The 21,339-nt window shown below is 66.8% G+C and carries 17 protein-coding genes; 10 read left to right on the top strand and 7 right to left on the bottom strand.

The annotated features are described in order from the left end of the window. Nucleotides 1–4: 4 nt before the first annotated feature. On the bottom strand, nt 5–1,198 hold the full coding sequence (locus BN973_RS09990; RefSeq protein ID WP_036467801.1) for a thiolase family protein: 1,194 nt from the start codon (nt 1,196–1,198) through the stop codon (nt 5–7). A gap of 67 nt (nt 1,199–1,265) precedes the next feature. On the opposite strand from BN973_RS09990, the gene BN973_RS09985 reads away from it, so the two are divergent. Beyond that, entirely contained in the window at nt 1,266–1,613 is a 348-nt protein-coding gene (locus BN973_RS09985) for a Zn-ribbon domain-containing OB-fold protein (protein ID WP_407067599.1), read from the top strand. Here BN973_RS09985 and BN973_RS09980 read toward each other — a convergent pair. Next, complete coding sequence (locus BN973_RS09980) at nt 1,606–3,783, bottom strand: acyl-CoA dehydrogenase (protein ID WP_036467798.1); 2,178 nt, start codon at nt 3,781–3,783, stop codon at nt 1,606–1,608. The genes BN973_RS09985 and BN973_RS09980 overlap by 8 nt on opposite strands. Nucleotides 3,784–3,913: 130 nt before the next feature. Next, complete coding sequence (locus BN973_RS09975) at nt 3,914–4,681, bottom strand: SDR family NAD(P)-dependent oxidoreductase (protein WP_036467797.1); 768 nt, start codon at nt 4,679–4,681, stop codon at nt 3,914–3,916. A 112-nt stretch (nt 4,682–4,793) separates the two neighbouring features. Between BN973_RS09975 and BN973_RS09970 the strand changes: the two genes are divergently transcribed. From BN973_RS09970 to BN973_RS09950, 5 genes are all read left to right on the top strand, one after another. Then, complete coding sequence (locus BN973_RS09970; protein WP_036467796.1) at nt 4,794–6,323, top strand: ATP-dependent DNA ligase; 1,530 nt, start codon at nt 4,794–4,796, stop codon at nt 6,321–6,323. Between the two features lie 38 nt (nt 6,324–6,361). After that, the gene (locus BN973_RS09965; protein WP_036467795.1) at nt 6,362–8,629 is read left to right on the top strand and encodes a carbon starvation CstA family protein; all 2,268 of its coding nucleotides are present in this window, start codon (nt 6,362–6,364) and stop codon (nt 8,627–8,629) included. A 39-nt stretch (nt 8,630–8,668) separates the two neighbouring features. After that, complete coding sequence (locus BN973_RS09960) at nt 8,669–10,174, top strand: Hsp70 family protein (protein WP_036467793.1); 1,506 nt, start codon at nt 8,669–8,671, stop codon at nt 10,172–10,174. Between the two features lie 95 nt (nt 10,175–10,269). Next, a complete protein-coding gene (gene ppk2 / locus BN973_RS09955; protein WP_051641202.1) occupies nt 10,270–11,148 on the top strand; it encodes a polyphosphate kinase 2 in 879 nt (292 codons plus the stop codon). 51 nt (nt 11,149–11,199) lie between these two features. Beyond that, the gene (locus BN973_RS09950; RefSeq protein WP_036467791.1) at nt 11,200–12,027 is read left to right on the top strand and encodes an oxidoreductase; all 828 of its coding nucleotides are present in this window, start codon (nt 11,200–11,202) and stop codon (nt 12,025–12,027) included. Nucleotide 12,028: 1 nt separating this feature from the next. Here BN973_RS09950 and BN973_RS09945 read toward each other — a convergent pair whose 3' ends face one another. The 4 genes from BN973_RS09945 to BN973_RS09930 are packed head-to-tail and all read right to left on the bottom strand — an operon-like array spanning nt 12,029 to nt 16,692. After that, complete coding sequence (locus BN973_RS09945) at nt 12,029–13,153, bottom strand: flavin-containing monooxygenase (protein WP_036467790.1); 1,125 nt, start codon at nt 13,151–13,153, stop codon at nt 12,029–12,031. Between the two features lie 24 nt (nt 13,154–13,177). Next, nucleotides 13,178–14,761, bottom strand: coding sequence for an AMP-binding protein (locus BN973_RS09940; RefSeq protein ID WP_036467789.1), 1,584 nt, complete (start codon nt 14,759–14,761; stop codon nt 13,178–13,180). 14 nt (nt 14,762–14,775) lie between these two features. Beyond that, on the bottom strand, nt 14,776–15,498 hold the full coding sequence (locus tag BN973_RS09935; protein ID WP_036467787.1) for an alpha/beta fold hydrolase: 723 nt from the start codon (nt 15,496–15,498) through the stop codon (nt 14,776–14,778). Nucleotides 15,499–15,510: 12 nt separating this feature from the next. Continuing rightward, nucleotides 15,511–16,692: an acyl-CoA dehydrogenase family protein gene (locus BN973_RS09930; protein ID WP_036467786.1), complete on the bottom strand. Its 1,182-nt coding sequence runs from the start codon at nt 16,690–16,692 to the stop codon at nt 15,511–15,513. A gap of 295 nt (nt 16,693–16,987) precedes the next feature. On the opposite strand from BN973_RS09930, the gene BN973_RS29905 reads away from it, so the two are divergent. The 4 genes from BN973_RS29905 (at nt 16,988) to BN973_RS09910 (ending at nt 21,336) form a co-directional block, all read left to right on the top strand. After that, on the top strand, nt 16,988–18,019 hold the full coding sequence (locus tag BN973_RS29905; RefSeq protein ID WP_051641200.1) for an AraC family transcriptional regulator: 1,032 nt from the start codon (nt 16,988–16,990) through the stop codon (nt 18,017–18,019). Nucleotides 18,020–18,183: 164 nt separating this feature from the next. Further along, nucleotides 18,184–19,392, top strand: a complete 1,209-nt coding sequence (locus BN973_RS09920) for an acetyl-CoA C-acetyltransferase (RefSeq protein WP_232232198.1) — start codon at nt 18,184–18,186, stop codon at nt 19,390–19,392. Nucleotides 19,393–19,399: 7 nt separating this feature from the next. Beyond that, the gene (locus BN973_RS09915; protein ID WP_036467782.1) at nt 19,400–20,182 is read left to right on the top strand and encodes an enoyl-CoA hydratase/isomerase family protein; all 783 of its coding nucleotides are present in this window, start codon (nt 19,400–19,402) and stop codon (nt 20,180–20,182) included. Beyond that, complete coding sequence (locus tag BN973_RS09910) at nt 20,179–21,336, top strand: CaiB/BaiF CoA transferase family protein (RefSeq protein WP_036472236.1); 1,158 nt, start codon at nt 20,179–20,181, stop codon at nt 21,334–21,336. Before BN973_RS09915 ends, BN973_RS09910 begins: the two co-directional genes overlap by 4 nt. Nucleotides 21,337–21,339: the final 3 nt, after the last annotated feature.

The following is a 21,339-nucleotide window of genomic DNA, read 5'->3' as shown; positions in this document are numbered from 1 at the left end:
ATTCTCAGCAGGTGAGCAGCATGCAACCCGCGACCGGACCCCCGCCCACGGAAACCACGCCGACCTCGGGACGCCGCGACACCTGCCGCTCCCCCGCTTCGCCGCGCAACTGCAGACACCCTTCGTGCAGGGCCCAGTAGCCGTGCATGCGCCCGGCCGACAGCTGGCCGCCGTAGGTGTTCAGCGGAAGTTGCCCGTCGCGGGCGATCCGCGTGCCGCCCTCGACGAACGGGCCGGCCTCGCCGTCGCCGCAAATCCCCAGGGCCTCCAGCCACGCCATGGTGAGGTAGGTGAAGCCGTCGTACAGCTCGGCGACGGCGAGGTCGGTGGGCTTCAACTCGGTGCGTGACCACATCTGCGCGGCGGCGTCCGACATCGCCATCTTCGGATAGTCGTCGCGGTGGAACCAGCCACCGGCGCCGTCGGACCCGCCGATCGCCTCCACGCGCACCGGCCGGTGCGGGCAATCAGGGCCGTACTCGGCGTTGGACACGACGACCGCGATCGACCCGTCGATCGGCACGTCGCAGTCCAGCAGCCCGAACGGCGTGGACACCAGCCGTGCCCCCAGGTAGTCGGCCATCGTCATCGGCTCGCGGTACACCGCAAGCGGATTCAGCGCGGCGTTGCGCCTGCCGTTCAGCGCCAGCCAACCCAGCTGTTCCTTGGTGGTTCCGTACAGCTCCATGTGACGACGACAGTTCAGCGCCAGCCAGTTCGCCGCCGAATATGCCTGGGCCGCAACAAGATCGTTGACATCGTCCATCGCGCCTACGGCGGGTTTCTCGGCGCCCTCCGGTGTTTCGAACATCCGCGCCAGCGGCGGAGCGGGCGCGTTTTCCTCCTGCTTGACCGGCACTGTGCCGCCCAGCATCTGGATGGTCCGGTACACCACCACATGCCGGGCTCGGCGCTCGGACACCGCGCGGCAGGCCGACATCACCGGGCTCAGCAGTCCGCCGGTACCAAACCCACTGCCGCAGTCCGCCGCCTCGATCCGCAGTTCGGCATTGACCTCTTCGGCCGGGGTATCACCCAGCGTCGCGATGCCGTCGATGTCGGCGGGCGCCAAGCCGGCGTCGGCGATCGCGGCGCGCACCGCTTCCATGGTCAGGTCGCGCCCCGGGATGCCGGTACGGCGGCCGATCCGGGAAATGCCGATACCGGATACGATCGCGTCTTTTTCGAAATACGTCATCCGCACCGCCCGTCAGAGAACAACCCGTCGTACGCACACCGAACCAATTGAGTGTACTGTATTGGCCGTGTCAGCCGGGTCGACGTCACAGCTGCTGATCGAGCATTGCGCCGATTGCTCGCGTTGGGTGCATCCCGCGACCGGCCAATGCCGGGAGTGTGGCGCGACGTTGGTCGCCCGCCCGATCTCCGGGCAGGGCACGGTGTTCACCTTCACGGTCAACCACCATCCGTACAACCCGGAGATCCCGGTCCCCTACGTGATCGCCATCGTCGAACTCGCCGAACAACCCGGGCTGCGGATTGCCGCCAATATCGTTGACTGCGAACCAGATTCGGTGACGTGCGGGATGCCGGTCAGCATTCGGCCCGAGAGGGGCGCCGGCGGGGCGCCACAGTTCGCACCGGCTAGTTGATCAGCGGGTCACGCGGCATGCCGAGGATCCGCTCGGCGATCTGGTTCCGGGTGACTTCCGAGGTACCGCCGGCAATCGCCATGCCGCGCGCGCCCATGATCAGCCGGCCCGCCGCCGCTCCGGCTCCGTCGACCAGCGCGACCTCCGGCCCGGTGAGGGCCGCCATGATCGCTGCGCCCTCCACCATGTGCTCGGCCAGCTTCAGCTTGGTCACGTTGCCTTCCGGGCCCGGCCCCGCGCCTTCGACGCTGCGGGCCACCCGGCGCAGGTTGAGCAGCCGCAACGCGGATTCGTTGGCAAGGTAGGTCCCCACCCGGATATCCGCGCCCGCCAACCGATCTGCGTGCTGCTTGGCCAGCTCCACCAGCGCGGTCGCCAGACCCTCGTAGAAGGAACCGCTGCCGCCGATGCTGACGCGCTCGTTGCCCAGCGTCGCCCGCGCGACCGTCCACCCCGAGTTGGGCGTCCCGACCACGTCTTCGTCGGGAACGAACAGGTCGTTGAAGAACACCTCGTTGAAGTCGGAGCCGCCGGTGATCTGCCGCAGCGGGCGCACCTCGACCTCGGGTGCCTTCATGTCGACGATCACCGTGGTGATGCCGGCGTGCTTGGGCGCATCGGGGTCGGTGCGCACGGTGGCCAGGCCCCGGGCGCAGTAGTGGGCCCCGCTGGTCCACACCTTTTGGCCGTTGATCTTCCAGCCGCCCTCGACCCGGGTGGCCTTGGTCTTGATCGACGCCGCATCCGACCCCGCCTCGGGTTCGGAGAACAACTGGCACCAGATCTCGTCCTTGCGTAACGCCTTCTCGACGAATCTTTCGATCTGCCAATCAGTTCCGTGCTGGATCAGGGTCAGGATCACCCATCCGGTGATGCCGTAGTCCGGGCGCTTGATGCCGGCCGCGCGGAACTCTTCCTCGATGACCAACTGCTCCACCGCGTCGGCGGCCAGACCCCACGGCTTGGGCCAGTGCGGCATCACGTAACCGGTCGCGATCAGCTTGTCGCGTTGTGCCTGCTTGTCCAGGGCGGCCAGCTCGGCGGCGTCGGCGCGGATTCGGGTGCGCAGCTCCTCGGCCTCGGGAGGCAGATCCAGGCTGTTCTCCCGGACCGCACCCGCCGCGGTGCGATCGAATACGTCGCGGGCCGGGGCGTCGCCACCGAACAGCGCCGAGGTCACCAGCGCTCGGCGCAGATGCAGGTGCGCGTCATGCTCCCAGGTGAAGCCGATACCGCCGTGCACCTGAATGTTGAGTTCGGCGTTGCGCGCGTAGGCCGGAAATGCCAGTGCCGCAGCGACTGCCGCGATCAAGCGGAACTGCGCTTCGTCTTCTGACGAGTCTTCGGCGGCCGCACGCGCGGCATCCCAGACCGCGGCCGTCGCCGACTCCACGGCCACGAGCATGTTCGCGCAATGGTGCTTGACGGCCTGGAAGGTGGCGATGGTGCGGCCGAATTGCTGGCGCACCTTGGCGTAGTCGACGGCGGTGTCGACGCAGTCGGATGCTCCGCCGACCGCCTCGGCGGCCAGCAGGGTGCGCGCCCGGGCCAGTGCCGATTCCCGCGCCCCCGCGATGATGTCGCCGGATCCGACGTTGACGTCGGTCAGGCGGACCCGCCCGGACCGTCGCGTCGGGTCGAGGTTGTCGGGGACCTCGACCGAGACACCGGCGCGACCGCGGTCCAGCAGCAGGAGGTCGTCTCCCGCGGCGATCAGCAGCAGCTCGGCCAGCCCGGCGCCCAGCACGACTCCGGCCTCGCCCTCGGCGACGCCGTCTTTGACCCGCACCCGGCTGTCCAGCCCGATGCCCGCGGTGACCGATCCATCGATCAGGCCGGGCAGCAACCGTGACTGTTGTTCGGCTGAACCGTCTTTGGCGATCACCGCCGACGCGATCACCGTCGGGACGAAGGGACCGGGGGCGACCGCGCGGCCGAGTTCTTCGATCACCACGACCAGCTCGGGCAATCCGTAGCCGGACCCGCCGTGTTCCTCGTCGATGTGCAGGCCGAGCCAGCCGAGTTCGGCGATGTCGGGCCAAAAGGTGGGCCGGCCCTCGCCGGGGCTGTCCAGCAGTGCCCGCGCCGCCGGGCGCGCCTTCTGCGAAGTCAGGAACGCGCGCGCGACCTCGGCGAGCTCGCGATGGTCGTCGGTAAGTGCGATACCCATGGGGACCTCCTCGCGCCAGTACCCGCTCCGCCGGGTGGTCAGCCGGCCCCGCTCCGAGGGGGAGCGGGGCGGCTGCCTAAAGAGTGTACTTATTGCGCTCGGACCTCTAGCGGGCCCCTACCGGCGGTCGCTACTTGGGCGCGAAGCGCTGGCCCGCGTCCAGGCGCAGGCACTGGCCGTTGAGCATCGGGTTGTCGACGATGGCCAACGCCAGCTTGGCGTACTCCTCGGGGCGGCCCATCCGCTTGGGGAAGGCCGCGTCGCGGGTCAGCGTCGCCGCCATCTCGTCGGGAACCATCGACGTCAGGCCGGTGAGGAACAGGCTCGGGGCGATTGCCAGCGCCCGGATCCCCATCGATCCCAGGTCGCGGGCCATGGTCAGGCACATGCCCGCGATCGCCGCCTTGGCGGCGGTGTAGGCGACCTGCCCGATCTGGCCCTCGAAGGCCGCGATCGAAGCGGTGTTGATGATGACGCCGCGCTCTTCGTCCTCGGGCTCGTTCTTGGCCATGTGCGCGGCGGCCAGCCGGCTGATGTTGAAGGTGGCGATGAGGTTGAGATCGATAACCGATTGGAAGGATTCGAGGTCGTGGGGGCCCGACTTGGTCAATGTGCGCTTGGCGATGCCGCCGCCGGCCGTGGTGACGACGACGTGCAGGCCGCCCAGCTTGTCGACCGCGGTCTGCAGCGTCTCCTCGGTGCCGGCGTAGTCGGTGACGTCGACCGGGTAGAACGCGCCGCCCCCATTTTTCAAGCCCTCGGCGACCGCTTTTCCGTCCGACCCCTCGCGGTCGAAGATAGCGACATCGGCACCGCGCTCGGCGAACAGTTCGGCCGTGGCACGACCCATCCCCGACGCGCCGCCGATGACGACGGCCTTCTTCCCATTGATCTCCATCCGGACGTCTCCTTTTTGGGTTGTCAGATCATGTGCAATCTGTAACGTTACGCAGGAACGCTAGCGTGTCCGCCCGGCAGGGTTGTCACCGAGCCATGCCAAGCTGGCAAACGTGCTTCTTCTCGAGGTGGTGGCCACGTCGATCGACGTCGGCGCCACGTCGTCCCGCCTGACCAAGGTCGCGCGCATCGCCGACCTGCTGACCCGCGCCGCACCCGACCCGGAGGTGGTCGCGATCACGGTGTCGTGGCTCTCCGGTGAGCTGCCTCAGCGTCAGATCGGCGTGGGCTGGGCGTCGTTGCGATCGCGGCCGTCAGCCGCCGCCGAGCCGCAGCTCACCGTCGCCGGCGTGCATGCCGCCTTCACCGAGATCGGCGCCGTCGCGGGGAAGGGATCGCAGGCGCGACGCGCCGACCTGCTCGCGACGCTGTTCGCTGCCGCGACCGAATCCGAACAGACGTTCCTGGTGCGGCTTCTCTCCGGCGAGCTGCGCCAGGGCGCACTGGCCGGGATCATGGCCGACGCGGTGGCCAAGGCCGCCGGCATTCCGACCGCCGCGGTCCAGCGCGCAGCGATGCTGGGCGGGGATCTGCCGTCGGCGGCGGCCGCCGCCCTGTCCGGTGGCGCGGTCGCGCTGCAGGCATTCACGCTGCGGGTGGGCCAACCGGTCGGCCCGATGCTGGCGCAGACCGCGACCAGCGTCGCAGACGCGCTCGAAAAGCACGGCGGCACAGCGATTTTCGAGGCAAAGCTGGACGGCGCGCGGGTGCAGATCCACCGCGCCGGGGATGCGGTCACGGTCTACACCCGAAGCCTGGACGACGTCACCGCCCGGCTGCCCGAGGTGGTGGCGGCGACGCTGGCGCTGCCGGTGCGCGACCTGATCGCCGATGGCGAGGCGATCGCGCTGCGGCCCGACAATCGGCCGCACCGCTTTCAGGTCACCGCCTCCCGCTTCGGCCGGTCGGTCGATGTGGACGCAGCCCAAGCGGCGCAACCGCTTTCGGTGTTCTTCTTCGACCTGCTGCACTGCGACGGCGTCGATCTGCTCGACGCGCCGACCACCGAGCGGCTGGCCGCTCTGGACGCGCTGGTGCCGGCTTCCCAGCGGGTCGACCGGCTGGCCACCTCCGATCCCGACGCCGCCGCGGCCTTTCTGCAGGCGACGCTGGCCGCCGGCCACGAAGGCGTGATGGCAAAGGCGCCGGGCGCACCGTACCTCGCCGGCCGTCGCGGGGCGGGCTGGCTCAAGGTCAAGCCGGTGCACACCCTCGACCTGGTGGTGCTCGCCGTCGAATGGGGTTCGGGACGCCGAAGCGGCAAACTGTCCAACATCCATCTGGGCGCACGCGATGCGACGACCGGCGAATTCATCATGGTGGGAAAGACTTTCAAGGGCATGACCGACGCCATGCTGGACTGGCAGACGGCGCGGTTCGGCGAGCTCGCCGTCGGATCGACGGACGGATACGTGGTCCAGTTACGCCCCGAGCAGGTCGTCGAAATCGCGCTCGACGGCGTACAGCGCTCGACGCGTTATCCGGGCGGGCTGGCGCTGCGGTTTGCCCGGGTGCTGCGCTACCGCGACGACAAGAGCCCGGCCGAAGCCGACACCATCGACAACGTCCGTGCCCTGTACTGATTCGGCCAGGCGCAAAACACCCTGCCGTCGTAGGGTGTTTGACCGTGACTGTGCACGACGACGATGTCAGCTACATCCGCACGGATGACGACCTGCCGCCCGTCGCGATCGTCGACCGCTCCCCCATCAGCCTGCGCCACAAGATCGTCTTCGGGATCATCGCCGTGATCGGCGCGGTCGCATGGGCCGTCATCGCGTTCATACGCGGGGAGGCGGTCAACGCGGTCTGGATCGTGGTCGCAGCGATCTGCACCTACGTCATCGGGTTCCGGTTCTACGCGCGGCTGGTCGAAATGAAGATCGTCCGTCCGCGTGACGACCACGCCACACCCGCCGAAATTTTCGAAGACGGCACCGATTACGTGCCGACCGACCGTCGGGTCCTGTTCGGCCACCATTTCGCGGCCATCGCCGGAGCGGGGCCACTGGTCGGCCCGGTGCTCGCCGCACAGATGGGTTACTTGCCCTGCAGCATCTGGATCGTCATCGGAGCCGTCCTCGGTGGTTGTGTGCAGGACTACCTGGTGTTGTGGATTTCCACCCGGCGGCGAGGGCGTTCGCTGGGACAGATGGCCCGCGACGAACTCGGCGACACCGGCGGCGCCGCCGCGATGGTCGGTGTCCTCGTCATCATGGTGATCATCCTCGCCGTGCTGGCGCTGGTGGTGGTCCGTGGTCTCGCCCAGAGCCCGTGGGGTGTGTTCTCCATCGCGATGACCATCCCGATCGCCATCTTCATGGGCTGCTACCTGCGGTTCCTGCGCCCGGGGCGGGTCGCCGAAGTGTCGCTGATCGGCTTCGTGTTGCTGATGACGGCCGTCGCTTCGGGCAACTGGGTCAGCGAAACCTCATGGGGCGCATCCTGGTTCACCCTGTCGGCGCTCACGGTCTCCTGGTTGCTCATCAGCTACGGCTTTGTGGCCTCGGTGCTGCCGGTGTGGTTACTGCTGGCACCGCGCGACTACCTGTCGACATTCATGAAGGTCGGCGCCATCGCCTTGCTGGCGGTCGGCATCTTTATCGCGCACCCCCTGATGCAGGCGCCCGCGGTCTCGCGGTTCGCCTCCAGCGGCGACGGACCGGTGTTTCCCGGCTCGCTGGTCCCGTTCCTGTTCATCACCATCGCGTGCGGTGCGCTGTCCGGATTTCACGCGCTGATCTCGTCGGGAACGACGCCCAAGCTGCTGGAAAAGGAAAGCCAGATGCGCTTCATCGGCTACGGCGGCATGCTCACCGAATCGTTCGTCGCGGTGATGGCGCTGATCAGTGCGTCCATTCTGGACCAGCATCTGTACTTCGCCCTCAACGCGCCGGCCGCGCAGACCGGCCCCACCGCGGCCACGGCGGCGCACTACGTCAACTCCCTCGGCCTGTCCGGTGCCCCGGCGACCCCCGATCAGCTCAGTCAAGCCGCCGCCGGCGTCGGCGAAAAGTCGATCGTGTCGCGCACCGGCGGAGCCCCGACATTGGCGGTCGGCATGTCCGAGATCCTGTACCGAGTGTTCGGCGGCGCGGGCCTCAAGGCGTTCTGGTATCACTTCGCGATCATGTTCGAGGCGCTGTTCATCCTGACCGCCGTCGACGCAGGCACCCGGGTCGCGCGGTTCATGCTGTCCGATGCGCTGGGCAACTTCGCCGGTCCGCTGGCCAAGCTGCGCAATCCGAGCTGGCGCCCCGGTGTGTGGGGTTGCAGCCTGGTCATCTGCGCGGGCTGGGGCAGCATATTGCTGATGGGCGTGACCGATCCACTCGGCGGCATCAACACGCTGTTTCCGCTGTTCGGTATCGCCAACCAGCTGCTCGCGGCGATCGCGTTGACCGTCATCACCGTGGTCGTCATCAAGAAGGGCCTGCTGAGATGGGCGTGGATTCCGGGCGTGCCGCTGCTGTGGGATCTGATCGTCACGCTGACCGCGTCGTGGCAGAAGATCTTCTCCGCGAACCCGGCGATCGGCTACTGGGCACAACACTCGCAGTATTCGGCCGCCAAGGACGCGGGCAAGACCGCCTTCGGCTCGGCCAAGAATGCGCACCAGCTCGACGAAGTCATCAGGAACACCTTCATCCAAGGCACCCTGTCGATACTCTTCGCGGTCGTGGTGATAATCGTGTTGGTCGTCGGAATTGCCGTCTCGCTCAGGGCAATTCGTGGTGGCGGCAGGCCGTTGACCGAGGATGAACCGATAAAGTCGAAGAGGTTCGCGCCCTCGAGCCTGATTGCGACCGCCGCCGAGCGGGAGGTGCAACGGCAATGGCAGGCCCCGCAGGCATCGCTGTCCGGCGAGCGCCACGCCGGACAAACCTAGAGTCCCGAATTTCGCTGCACCGCCCTAAGATTGTGCGGAATGAGAGTCGGTATCGACTTCGGCACCACCCACACTGTCGTCGCGCTCGTCGACCGGGGTAACTACCCGGTCGTCTCGTTCGACGGCGTCGATGCCTGGCCCTCGCTCATCGCCGCCAACGCCACCGGGGAGCTGCGCTTCGGGGTGGACGCCGCCGCCGTGCGCCACGATCCCGGGTGGTCGGTGCTGCGATCGATCAAACGACTGCTCAACGACGCCGGACCGCAAACCGAGGTGACGCTGGCCGGCCGCAGCTACCGGTTGACCGAACTGCTCACCGGGTTTCTGGCGCAGCTGAAAAGCGATCTTCTGCAGCGCTCCAACGGCAGCCTGACCCCGCGCGACACCATCGAGGCGGCCATCAGCGTGCCCGCCAACGCCTCCAGCGCCCAGCGCCTGCTGACGCTGGATGCCTTTGTGGCGGCGGGTTTTCACGTCGTCGCGCTGCTGAACGAGCCGTCCGCCGCGAGCCTCGAATACGCCCATCGATACCGATCCACCATCACCGCCAAACGTGAATACGTCCTCATCTACGACCTCGGCGGCGGCACCTTCGACGCGTCACTGCTCAAGATGACCGGGCACTCGAACGAGGTCGTGATCAGCGAGGGCATCCAGCGTCTGGGCGGTGACGACTTCGACGAGGCGATTGTGCGGCTCGTCTGCGCCGGCGCGAATCTGCGCGACGTGGATGCCGGCACGCTCGACCTGCTGCGCGAGGAGTGCGCGGCTCGCAAGGAGGCCGTCGGGCCGCAGACGCGCCGCTTCCTGGTGGACATGACGGCGGCCGGTCGGCCACCGTTCTCGTGCGGTATCGACGACGTCTACTCGGCGTGCACGCCGCTGGTCACACCCACGATCGACCTGCTCAACCGCATCCTGCGGGACGGCAGCAGCGACGTGGCATGGTCCGAAGTCGCCGGCATCTACGTGGTGGGCGGGGCCGGCGGCTTTCCGCTCATCTCCCGGATGCTGCGCAGCACCTTCGGCGAAAAGCGCGTCAAGCGCTCACCGCACCCGTTTGCCGCGACGGCCATTGGTCTGGCCGTGTTCCTCGACAAAGAGGCCGGATTCGCGTTGTCCGAACGCTTTTCGCGACACTTCGGCGTCTTCCGCGAGGCCGAGGCCGGCGCCGGCGTCGTCTTCGATCCGATCGTCGGCAAGGACGTCTCGCTGCCCGCCGACGGCGACACCCCGCTCGTCGTCCGGCGGACATACCGCGCGGCGCACAATATCGGGCATTTCCGCTTCGTGGAATGCAGCCGCCTCGTCAACGGCCGTCCCGACGGGGACGTCACTCCCTACGATCCGGTGCTGTTCCCGTTCGATCCGGCGCTCTACGACCGTGACGACCTCGGGCGCCAGCCGGTCGGACGGTGGACCGAGGGGCCGGATGTCGAGGAGCGCTATGTCGTCGCACCCAGCGGCGCGGTGGAGGTGACGCTGACGACGCAGCCGGGCGGCTTCATGCGAACGTTCCGCCTGGAGCGCCGCGTCTCCGCGTAGCCTTGGCGCCGAAGGTCGAGTTGTCGGGCTGAGACTGGCGAAATCGCTCCACAACTCGACGTTGGCGCACCAGCAACCCGGGGTAAGCGTCAAAGATGACAGAGATAGATCTCGAGGCGCTGTCCACCCCCGAACACGGATACACCGTCGACGACGATGACGACGACGACCCGATCCTGCTCGACCGGGACGGCAACCACGTACAGACGTGGCGGGAGCGATATCCCTACGACCACCGAATGCCGCGCGGCGAATACGAGGACTTGAAGCGGCGCCTGCAGATCGAGCTGCTCAAGTTGCAGAATCACAGCAAGCGCACCGGGGCCCGGCACGTCATCGTGTTCGAGGGCCGCGACGCGGCGGGCAAGGGCGGCACCATTCAGCGATTCATGGAACACCTCAATCCGCGCGGCGCGCGGGTCGTGGCGCTCGAGAAACCGACCGAGCGCGAACAATCTCAGTGGTATTTCCAGCGCTATATCAGCCACTTGCCGTCGGGCGGCGAAATGGTGCTGTTCGACCGGTCGTGGTACAACCGGGCCGGCGTCGAACGGGTGATGGGCTTTTGTTCACCCGAGCAGTACGCCGAATTCATCCAGCAGGCACCGCTTTTCGAGGGAATGTTGGTCGCCAATGGGATCAACCTGACCAAGCTGTGGTTCTCCGTCTCACCGGCCGAGCAGCGCACCCGCTTTGCCATTCGGTTGGTCGACCCGGTCCGGAACTGGAAGTTTTCGCCGATGGACATGGAGTCGATCAACAGGTGGAACGAATACACCGAGGCGAAGGAACAGATGTTCAAGGCGACCGACACCGATGTTGCGCCGTGGATCGTGGTGCGCAGCAATGACAAGAAGCGGGCCCGCATCAACGCCATGCGCTACGTTCTCGCCGAATCCGACTACGACGACAAGGACGACGAGGTGGTGGGCGAGCCGGATCCGTTGATTGTGGGCCGCGCGCTCACCGACTGAGCTAGAAACAACGCCGGTGCTGATTTCGCCGCGAATAGAAAGGGGCCGCCGATGCGCACCTGGCTCATCACCGGCTGCTCGACCGGACTCGGCCGAGCGCTCGCCGAAGCTGTCATAGAAGCCCGCCACAATGCGGTCGTCACCGCACGCGACGCCGCAAAGGTCGCCGACCTGGCCGACATTGCGCCCGATCGGGTGCTGGCGGTCGCACTGGACGTCACCAACCCCGACCAGATCGACTCGGCCGTGCGGCAGGCGCAAGAGCGGTTCGGCGGCGTCGACGTGCTGGTCAACAACGCCGGCTACGGGTATCGCGCCGCGGTCGAAGAAGGCGACGACGCCGAAGTCCGCAAACTGTTCGAGACCCACTTCTTCGGCGCCGTCGCGATGATCAAGGCCGTGCTGCCCGGCATGCGCGCGCGCCGCAGCGGCGCGATCGTGAACATCTCTTCGATCGGCGCCCAGGTGATGCCGGTCGGATCGGGTTACTACTCGGCCGCCAAGGCAGCGCTCGAGGGCATGAGCGGCGCGCTGCGCGGGGAGCTGGCCCCGCTCGGCATTTCGGTCACCGTTGTTGAGCCTGGGGCATTTCGCACCGACTTCGCCGGGCGCTCGCTCGTCCAGTCCGCCACCGTCATCGACGACTACGCCGGAACCGCCGGACAGCGTCGCAAGGAAAACGACACCATGCACGGCAACCAGGCCGGCGACCCCGCCAAGGCCGGCGCCGCGATCGTCGCCGCCGTCGAATCCAGCGAGCCGCCGGCGTTCCTGCTGCTGGGCCCCGACGCGCTGGCCCTGTATCGCTACACCACGGACGCGCGCGCCAGCGAGATCGCGAAATGGGAGCAGCTGACCGGCGGCACCGACTTCGACTGACTCAGCACCGCTCGTTGGCAGCGATGCGCTTGGCAAGCGCCCGTGACTGTTTGGCCACGTAGCCGATCACCGCGGGCCGCGTCAGCATCCCGTGGAAATACAGTCCATCCGCGGCGGGCGCCGGCGCCAAATGCAGCGGCACGCCGTCGGAACCAAGTACGCCCAGGTGCCCGACCAACGGCTGCAGCCCGGTCCGGTAACCCGTCGCCGCGATCACGGCATCGGGGCTGATTCTGCTGGCGTCGTCCAGCACGGCGTCGCCGTCCTCGAACGCACGCAGCGCCGACACGACCTCGACGGATCCCGCGCGAATGGCGTCGACGACCTCGAGGTCGACGATGGATGGCGCGACATGCAGCCGGTGCGCTCTGGCGAACGGCCCCTCGGCGGGCACCGGCAGGCCGAACTCGCTGAGGTCCCCGAACGCCCTGCGGCGCGCGGCGGCAGCGATCCGGTCGGACAGCCGCGCGGGCAGGTGGTACAGCGGAATAGACAGCACGTCGACGGGAAGACCGGCAGGACCCTTGCGGGCCATGATGTTTGGCGGTGTGCGCACCGATAGCCACACTTTGGCGGTCCTGCCCGTAGTCAGATCGTGGGCGATTTCCATGCCCGACGAGCCCGACCCGACCACGAGTACCCGCTTGCCGGCGTAGGGTGCCGGATTGCGGTAGCCGTAGGAATGCGACAGCTCACCGGCGAAGCAACCCGGCCAGTCCGGTATGACCGGTGTGTGTTGATAGCCGGTGGCAACCACGACGTTTCGAGCCTCGATCTCGCCGTCGGATGTGCTCACCGACCATCCCGACGAACCCCGGTCGATCCGCTTGACCTCGGTATCGACCCGTAGCTCGACACCGGATTCGCGGGCGTGACTTGCGAAGTGCTCGACCACTTGGTCGCGGCTCGGATAGACGGGAGTGCCTTTCGGATAACGCCTTCCGGGCAAATGCGAGAACTGCCGACCGGTGTTGAGTTTCAGCCGGTCATAGCGGCCACGCCACGCCGCGGCCACTTCACCGGCGCGCTCGATGACGAGCGCCCGCACGCCCAGGTCGCAAAGGCTCAGTGCCGCAGAGAGTCCCGCCGGCCCCGATCCGACGATCACGACGCCGCGGTCACCCATTTGTCATGCCCTGTCCAGCGCTTGTCATGGTTGGCGCGCTCGCAGATCCTTGCGCAGAATCTTGCCCGTCGGCGACTTCGGGATCTTTTCGACGAACTCGACCTGGCGAATCTTCTTGTACGGCGCCACTTTTCCCGCGACGAACTCGATCACCTCACCCTTCGACAGTGAGATGTCAGGCTGCCGTACCACGAAGGCCTTCGGGATTTCTTCACCCGAGGCGTTATGGATGACACCGACAACCGCGACGTCGGCGATGCCCGGGTGGGTCAACAGCAGCGCCTCGAGTTCGGCGGGCGCAACCTGATAACCCTTGTACTTGATCAGTTCCTTGAGCCGGTCCACGATGTACACGCAGCCCGCGGCGTCCACCCGTGCCAAATCACCGGTATGCAGAAAACCGTCGGCGTCGATGATCTCCGCGGTCGCCGCGGCATTTCCCAGATAGCCCGCCATCACGTTGGGTCCGCGGAAGCACAGCTCACCCGGCTCGCTCAAGCCCGAAGCGGGAAGCGGTATTTCGGCTCCCGTCTCGATGTCGACGAGCTTGCTCTGCGAGTTCGGCACGGTCCACCCACACGAGCTGACGGGTGCCTCCAACCCCGCCGGATGCCGGCCTGCCAGCGGAATCACATGGCTGGCCGGACTCAGTTCGGTCATCCCGTACGCCTGCACGACACGACATCCGAGTCGCTGCTCCACCGCCTTGGCCAGTTCTTCGTCCAGCGGCGCGGCCGCCGAGGTGAGGGTGTGCAGGGAAGACAGGTCGAAGGAATCCACCATCGGGTCTTTGGCCAACGCGACGGCCACCGGCGGCGCGATGTAAGCCTGTGTGACGCGGTAATTCTGGATGGTGGCCAGAAACTCGCCCAGGTCGAAGGCCGCCATGACGACCACCCGCGCTCGGTCTCGCAGCGCGGCACACAAGAGCCCGGTCAATCCGTAGCTGTGAAAGAAGGGAACCACCGCGATCAGTGTCTCATCGGGACTCACTCCCGACACTGGGTGCAACTGGGCTACGTTAGCGACGATGTTGCGGTGGGTCAGCATCACGCCCTTGGGCTTTCCGGTGGTGCCCGAACTGAACGGAAGCACCGCCACGTGTGTCGCCGGATCGAAATCGACCTCCGGACCGCCACTGCCCGTTGGGTTTACGCAACCGTCAATATCGAGCGGCAGCACGTCGCCGCTGGATAGGCCCGCCGTATTCGCCGCCTCCTGGGCCTGTTCCCGAAATCGAGATGCCGCGATCACCAGTCGCGCGCCCGAATCCCGTAACTGACGCACGATCTCGTCCACGGTGCACAAGATGTTGATCGGCGTCGCCGTCGCCCCTGCCCGCAGGATTCCGTGCAAGGCGGCCGCGAACGCCGCACTGTTCGGTGACAGCAGGGCCACCACGTCGCCCACCCCGATTCCCCGCTGGGCCAACGAGCGGGCGACGCACTGAATGCGGGCGACCAATGCGCTGTAGGTGACTTCGGTTCCGGTTGCGGTCTCGACAAGCGCAACGCGGTCGCCGTCGGCCTGGCCGAGGTCGCCGAACACGTACTCGTACACCGCACTGTCCGGGATGACGACGTCGGGAAACGGGCTGACGAAATTCATGGTTCCTCCGCGCTTCAGTCGCGCCCGGCCTCGACGATCTTGTCGGCCAGACCAATTGGGTCGGTGAAGACGACTTCGTGATTTCCCGGCATTCGGACGAGCCGGTACGCCCCCAGCCGGCGGGACATCCGGGGATGCCAGCCCCACTCACCCGACAGCGTTATGTCCTCGGTACACACCAGGTAGCTTTTCGGCGTGTCGAGTGCGTAGAACTTCTCCAGGTTCAACGGTTCACAGAACGGCCGGAAGGGCTGAGGCGATAGCCGATCGTGGGTCCAGCGTTGCGTCGCCGGGTCCGCGCCGTTGACGAATCTCTGTTGCCAATACTCGAACGGCATCGCCGCGGTGTCGTCTGCCGACTCAGAAGCCAACTGTGTCAGCATCGCTCGGTCTTCGGGCGGGATATTATCGAGCAGACATTCGCCGTCGTTGAGCACAAACCCGCTCACGAACACCAGCCGCCGGATGCTTTCTGAGATCGCCTCGGCCACCTTGCTGATGACCGTGCCGCCATAGGAGTGACCGACCAGCACGATATCGGTCAGTCCGTTGTCCAGGACGAAATCTACGATGGACCGCGTCGCCTCGGCGTGCGTCACGGATCTGTCCGCGTCCCGTCCGTGACCGGCGATGGTCGGACCGAATGCGATGTGCCCTTGCGCGTTCAGCCGTTCGATGACGCGATCCCATGCCGAGCCGTCATGCCACGCCCCGTGCACCAAAACGAATGTCGACATCTCTGTCCCTTCTCACACCAGCGGGGCTATGCGTTCGGGCACGCCCAGCAGCGACTTTCCGTAAATCTCGTAACCGACATAGGAATTCAGCGCGGCATGTCGTGCCGCGACATTGGCGTCGCGCCAATACTGCTGCATTGCACTGGAATCGGCGAAGCTGCCCGCGCCATGGACATTGATCAGGATCTGTATCGCCTCGAGCACTTGCCGGGCGGCGTAACCGCATTGCGCTCGCGCCAGAGCACGAAGCGGGTACCCCGCCTCGCCGTTCACGATCTCGCCAGAGTCCAACGCATCGGCGACCTCGAAGGCGTGTAGCCGGGCGCTGCGCAACTTGAGTTGCGCCTCCGCGACCTGAATCTGCACCCCAGCCGAATCACTTTGGTGGACAAAGGATGTGTCGCTCAGTGACTTCGACGGAGCCGTTTGAAGCACCAGGTCCGCGGCCGCTTGCCCAAGCCCGAGCAACGGCCCTACCAGAAGCAGAGCGGCCACCGGTGCCAGCGGAAGCCGGTACCCCGAACCACCTCCCGGCATCCGTCCGGCCGCCAACGATTCGAACGCGATCGCACGGTGCTCGGGAACGAAAACTTGATCAGCCAAAAATGTTTGGCTCGCGGTGCCACGCATACCGGCCGTGTGCCAGGTGTCGCGCAGCCGCACCTCGGTTGCCGGCACGAAGCACAGAAAGGTCTGCATGCCGGCGTTGTCCTGATCGGGCACCACCACGCCGATCGATGCCCAGTCGGCATGCGGGGCGCCGGATGCGTATGACCAGCTTCCGCTGATCGAGAGTCCACCATCCACGCGACGCGCGCTGCCCGGGGCCAGTCCGCCGGCGATCCGGGAATCGGGCGCGCGGAAGATCTCGGACTGAGCCTGCTCCGAGCCATGCCGCGCCACGACCGCGGCCGTGGCTCCGATACTCACCAGCCATGCCGCGGATGCATTTGCCTGGCCGAGCGTTTCAGCGATCTCGAGCATCGTCCGTTGCCGGGCGTGCACACCCCCGAATCGACGCGGCTTGAGCAAGCGGAAGAACCCTGCTTCGGTCAGTGCGTCGATCGCCTCTTGCGGCAGCTTGCGCATGGCTTCACTTGCCAACGTGCTTTCGCGAAGCAGCGGCTGCAATCGCACCGCATCTGCCAACAGCTCTTCGTGTGCTGTGGGACACTGTGCAGACGATGTTGTCATCTCACTCCGATCGCAAGTACGAAATCCGTTGTCGGATAACGCTTTCACAGCGAGGCTAGAGCCGCCAGAGCCGCGATACCTCTTGTCGGTACAGTTCGCGCAACGTTTGAGACACTTTGCTACGCGTAGCTAGGTTCGGCCTCTTACCGATGCCGGTGACACGCGAACTCAGGAAAATGCTTGATTCGCAAATGATGTGACGTCCGCCACATTAAGCGATCCGTACCGGCACTCGCCGCGAATGCCCGAGTAGTCCGTTCAAACGGACGGCGAAGCAGGAGAAGCGGAGTTCGAAATGGGCGAGAAAAGTGAACCGAAAATCGTTGCGGAACTCAAGACAACCGACGCCTTCAAGCAAGTCGCCAAATTCTTTCCGTGCCTGCAAACACTCGGCCCGGTGGACCGTCGCAAGCCGTTTTCGCTGACCCAACGTGCCGGCACCGTCGGACCGATCACCGTTCTTGACCTGGCATTCAACGTGGATGCCTGCCTCCGCTGCGCCCACGATCGGCCGTTTTACCAAGTCAACATTCTCGCGTCCGGACAAATGGAGCTATTGCAGCGCGGCTCCTCGATAACCTATGCGCCCGGCCTTGCCACTATTTGTCTGCCCGAGGGAGAACTGGTCGTTCCCCGCTGGCCGGCGGGCTGCCGGGTGATTGCCTTGCGAGTGAACCGCAATGCGCTCGAGGACACGCTCGGCGAGGCGCTCGGGCGCCCATTGACCACGCAGATCGAATTCAAGCCATCCATGGTGACCACCCAGGGGCCCGCGCGCAGCTGGATGCACATGTTCACCGTGTTCGCCCAGGAGCTCTTTCGAACTGACAGCGCCCTGACACAACCGCTGGTGGCAACGCCTTTCGTGGACAGCCTGCTCCATGCACTGCTGCTTGCCGCTGACCACCCGTACCGGAACGCACTCGCAGAGCGGACCAAACTTGTTACCCCCCATACCATTCGGCCCGCAGTAGACATCATCGAGTCGGAGCCGCATCTCCCCCTGACGGTTACGTCGCTGGCGGCCGAGTGTCACGTCAGCTCGCGCGCCCTGCAGCAGAGTTTCATTCGCCATATGGGCATGTCGCCGATGACTTACCTTCGCCAGGTGCGGCTAAGGCGTGCGCACCAGGAGCTGCTCGAGTCGGATCCCTCGGTCGAAACCGTGGCCTCGATCGCCAAGCGCTGGGGATACTCGAACCCCGGACGCTTCGCGGCCGCACACGCCTCCCGGTACGGCGAAACACCCGCGGCCACGCTGCGTCGGTCGGGCCGGGCGACCCCCCTCTCGCAGCCGAGGCCGCCCGCGCACACCGCCAGCGTGTAGCCCCCGCGTCATCGGGGCAGGTGCTGGGGGCGCCGCGGGACCGAGAATGGCTTCGCTGTTTTGGAGAGGGTTATTCTCCAAAGTCGAGAGACGATTTACGATCAGTACGGATCCGCCGTATCGACCCCCTCGCACCACGATCGGAGCCCAACATCGACGCCTGGATTCTCGATGCGGTACGCACACCCCGTGGGCGGGGCCGCCCCGATGGCGGGCTGCACAACGTGCATCCGCAGACACTGTTCGCCACCTGCCTCACCGCCCTGGCCGAACGCACCGGTTTCGACCCCGCGAACATCGACGACGTGATCGCCGGCAACGGCATCCTGTCCGGTGACCACGGCGACGACATCGCGCGGCTGTCGGTGCTGTTGGCCGGTTGGCCCGAGACCGTGCCGGGGATGACGCTGAACCGGTTCTGCGGATCCGGACAGCAAGCCGTCACCGTCGCGGCATCCTCGATCGCCGCGGGCGCCGACGATCTGGTGATCGCCGGTGGCGTCGAATCGATGTCACGATGGGACGTCACCGCCGGAGTGCCGACGATCGACGGCAACAACGCGGACCTGCGAGCACTTCATCCGACTGTTCCGCAAGGCATTTCGGCTGACCTCATCGCCACCCTCGAGGGCTTCACCCGCGAGGTGGTCGACACGTACGCCGCGCTCAGCCAGACCCGTGCCGCCGCCGCGATCGACGAGGGAAGATTCGACCGCTCCCTGGTCGAAGTGGCCACACCCGACGGCACGGTCGCCCGCGACGAGCACCCCCGTCGCGGAACCTCCACCGAGACACTGGCCAAACTCAAGCCGGCGTTCGCGGCGATGGGTGCCACCGGTGTCGACGGTGAGCACCACACGTTCGACGAGATCTGCCTGCGGCGCTACCCCGGCATCGATCACATCGACCATGTTCACCATGCCGGCAACTCCTCCGGGGTGGTCGACGGTGCGGCGGCCGTGCTGCTCGCGTCGCCCGACTGGGCGCGCGCCAACGGCGCACGGCCGCGGGGTCGGATCCGTGCCGCCGCCGCGATCGGCAGCGAACCGATCATCATGCTGACCGCGCCCGGACCGGCCGCGCGGCGCTGCCTGGAACGGGCCGGCATGACCGTTTCGGACATCGATTTGTGGGAGATCAACGAAGCGTTCGCCGCGGTCCCGCTCAAGACGATCCGCGACCTCGACATCGATCCGGACCGGGTCAACGTCAACGGGGGCGCGATCGCGCTGGGCCACCCGATCGGCGCGACCGGCGCGATGCTGATCGGGACCATCCTCGACGAGCTCGAACGTCGCGACCTGACAACGGGACTGGTAACCATGTGTACCGGTGGCGGCATGGGCACCGCGACGATCATCGAGCGGGTGTGACCCGGATATGGCTAAGCCGAGCACGCTCGATCTCGACCGGCCGCGCGACGGCGTCGTCGTCCTGCGGCTGAACCGGGCCGAGCGACTCAACGCGATCAACGAGGTTATGCAAACCGAATTGATCCAGGTACTCGGCGATTTGGCCGATGACAGTGCGGCACGCGCCATCGTTCTCACGGGTGCCGGTCGCGGCTTTTGCGCGGGCATCGACATGCGCGACTTCGGGCCCGGCATGCTCGAGGCCAGTGCGCCCGCACTGGACCGGATGCGTTTTCAGGAGAGGATGGCCGCACTGGCCGAGGCGCTGCGCGCGATGCCGGCGCCGGTCATCGCAGCGATCAACGGCCCGTGTGTCGGCGCGGGGTTCGCGCTGTGCCTCGCTTCTGATATCCGAATCTGTTCGGCCACAGCATCGTTCGGCAACGCAGCGATCCTGCTCGGCCTGTCGGGTGCCGAGATGGGCATGAGCTATCACCTGCCCCGCATCGTCGGGACCAGTGTCGCCGCCGACTGGATGCTCACCGGGCGCACGGTGTCGGCGACCGAGGCCGACCGGCGCGGTCTGGTCAGCGAGCTCGTCGAGCCGGACCGGTTGACCGGCCGTGCGGTCGAGTTGGCGTCGCTGATCGCGGACCTGTCGCCGCTGGGCGTGCAGCTCACCAAGCGTGCGCTGCAAGTCAACACCGACGCCGCGAGCCTGTCCGCGGCGCTGGAACTGGAGAACCGCAATCAGGTGATCTCGCACGCCACCGAGGAAGCGGCCGCACGCCGGCAAAAGTGGTCCCGGTGAGTGGTCCGCTGCGCGGGGTCCGCATCGTGATGATGGGCGGCCTGGGGCCGGCCCCGTTCTGCGGGATGTTGTTGGGAGACTTGGGCGCGGACGTCGTTCGCGTGGATGCGCTTGCGGGCGTGGACGGCCCACCGCCCATCGACTACACGGTGCGCCGCAGTCAGCGGTCGGTCGCCGTCGACGTGAAGGATCCGCGCGGCCGCGACCTGGTGCACCGGCTGGTCGGCGCCGCCGACGCCTTCGTCGACGTGTACCGCCCGGGTGTGGCCGAACGCCTCGGTATCGGCCCCGATGCGCTGCGGACGCACAATCCTCGTCTCGTGTACGCCCGCATGACCGGCTACGGACAGGACGGACCGCTGGCCGGACATGCCGGCCATGACATCAACTACCTCGCGCTGGCCGGTGCCCTGCACGGCATCGGCACCGCCGAATCCCCCATTCCGCCACTCAACTTGGTCGGCGACTACGGCGGCGGCGGAATGCTGCTGGCGGTCGGCCTGCTCAGCGCGATTCTCGAGGCCCGCGAGTCGGGCGAAGGTCAGGTGCTCGACGTCGCGATGGTCGACGGCGTCGCGACCCTGCTGGCGCCGTACTTCGGCATGGTGCCCGCCGGCACCTGGCGCGACCGGCGCCAGGACAACCTGCTCGACGGTGCCGCGCACTTCTACGGCGCCTATGCCACCGCGGACGGACAACACGTCGCCGTCGGTGCCATGGAGGCCAAGTTCTACGCCGAACTCTGCGATCGTCTCGGCGTCGACGTGCCCCATGACGACGACGAGCCGGCCGCTTGGGCCGCACACCGCGCGGCGCTGGCCGCCCGGTTCGCCGAGAAGTCACGCCACGAGTGGGAGCAGCTCCTCGACTCCCCGGGATGTTGTGTTACGCCAGTGCTTTCGCTATCGGAGGCGCCGCGGCACCCGCACCTGGTGGCACGGGAAACCTTCATCGCCGTCGACGGGATCACCCAGCCCGCACCGGCTCCACGCTTCTCCCGCACCACGCCCGATGCGCCCTCATCGCCGTCGCTGCCGGGCGATCACACGCACGCGTTGTTACGTGAGCTGGGATTCGACGACGCCGCCGTCACCGAACTGGTCGACGCCGGCATCGTGGCGCAAAGCAACTCGCATCGACAAACGAAAGGATGACGG

Source organism: Mycobacterium triplex (genome assembly GCF_000689255.1).
GTDB classification, from domain to species: domain Bacteria; phylum Actinomycetota; class Actinomycetes; order Mycobacteriales; family Mycobacteriaceae; genus Mycobacterium; species Mycobacterium triplex.
Note: the sequence above shows the minus strand (reverse complement) of the source record. Positions and strands in the feature narration are given on the sequence as shown.

What these genes read in the sequence shown, in the direction of transcription:
- BN973_RS09980 (WP_036467798.1), bottom strand. Translation starts at nt 3,783, where the DNA reads ATGGGTATCGCACTTACCGACGACCATCGCGAGCTCGCCGAGGTCGCG.
- BN973_RS09930 (WP_036467786.1), bottom strand. Translation starts at nt 16,692, where the DNA reads ATGACAACATCGTCTGCACAGTGTCCCACAGCACACGAAGAGCTGTTG.
- BN973_RS09915 (WP_036467782.1), top strand. Translation starts at nt 19,400, where the DNA reads ATGGCTAAGCCGAGCACGCTCGATCTCGACCGGCCGCGCGACGGCGTC.
- BN973_RS09990 (WP_036467801.1), bottom strand. Translation starts at nt 1,198, where the DNA reads ATGACGTATTTCGAAAAAGACGCGATCGTATCCGGTATCGGCATTTCC.
- BN973_RS09975 (WP_036467797.1), bottom strand. Translation starts at nt 4,681, where the DNA reads ATGGAGATCAATGGGAAGAAGGCCGTCGTCATCGGCGGCGCGTCGGGG.
- ppk2 (WP_051641202.1), top strand. Translation starts at nt 10,270, where the DNA reads ATGACAGAGATAGATCTCGAGGCGCTGTCCACCCCCGAACACGGATAC.
- BN973_RS09945 (WP_036467790.1), bottom strand. Translation starts at nt 13,153, where the DNA reads ATGGGTGACCGCGGCGTCGTGATCGTCGGATCGGGGCCGGCGGGACTC.
- BN973_RS09960 (WP_036467793.1), top strand. Translation starts at nt 8,669, where the DNA reads ATGAGAGTCGGTATCGACTTCGGCACCACCCACACTGTCGTCGCGCTC.
- BN973_RS09940 (WP_036467789.1), bottom strand. Translation starts at nt 14,761, where the DNA reads ATGAATTTCGTCAGCCCGTTTCCCGACGTCGTCATCCCGGACAGTGCG.
- BN973_RS09935 (WP_036467787.1), bottom strand. Translation starts at nt 15,498, where the DNA reads ATGTCGACATTCGTTTTGGTGCACGGGGCGTGGCATGACGGCTCGGCA.
- BN973_RS09950 (WP_036467791.1), top strand. Translation starts at nt 11,200, where the DNA reads ATGCGCACCTGGCTCATCACCGGCTGCTCGACCGGACTCGGCCGAGCG.
- BN973_RS29905 (WP_051641200.1), top strand. Translation starts at nt 16,988, where the DNA reads ATGGGCGAGAAAAGTGAACCGAAAATCGTTGCGGAACTCAAGACAACC.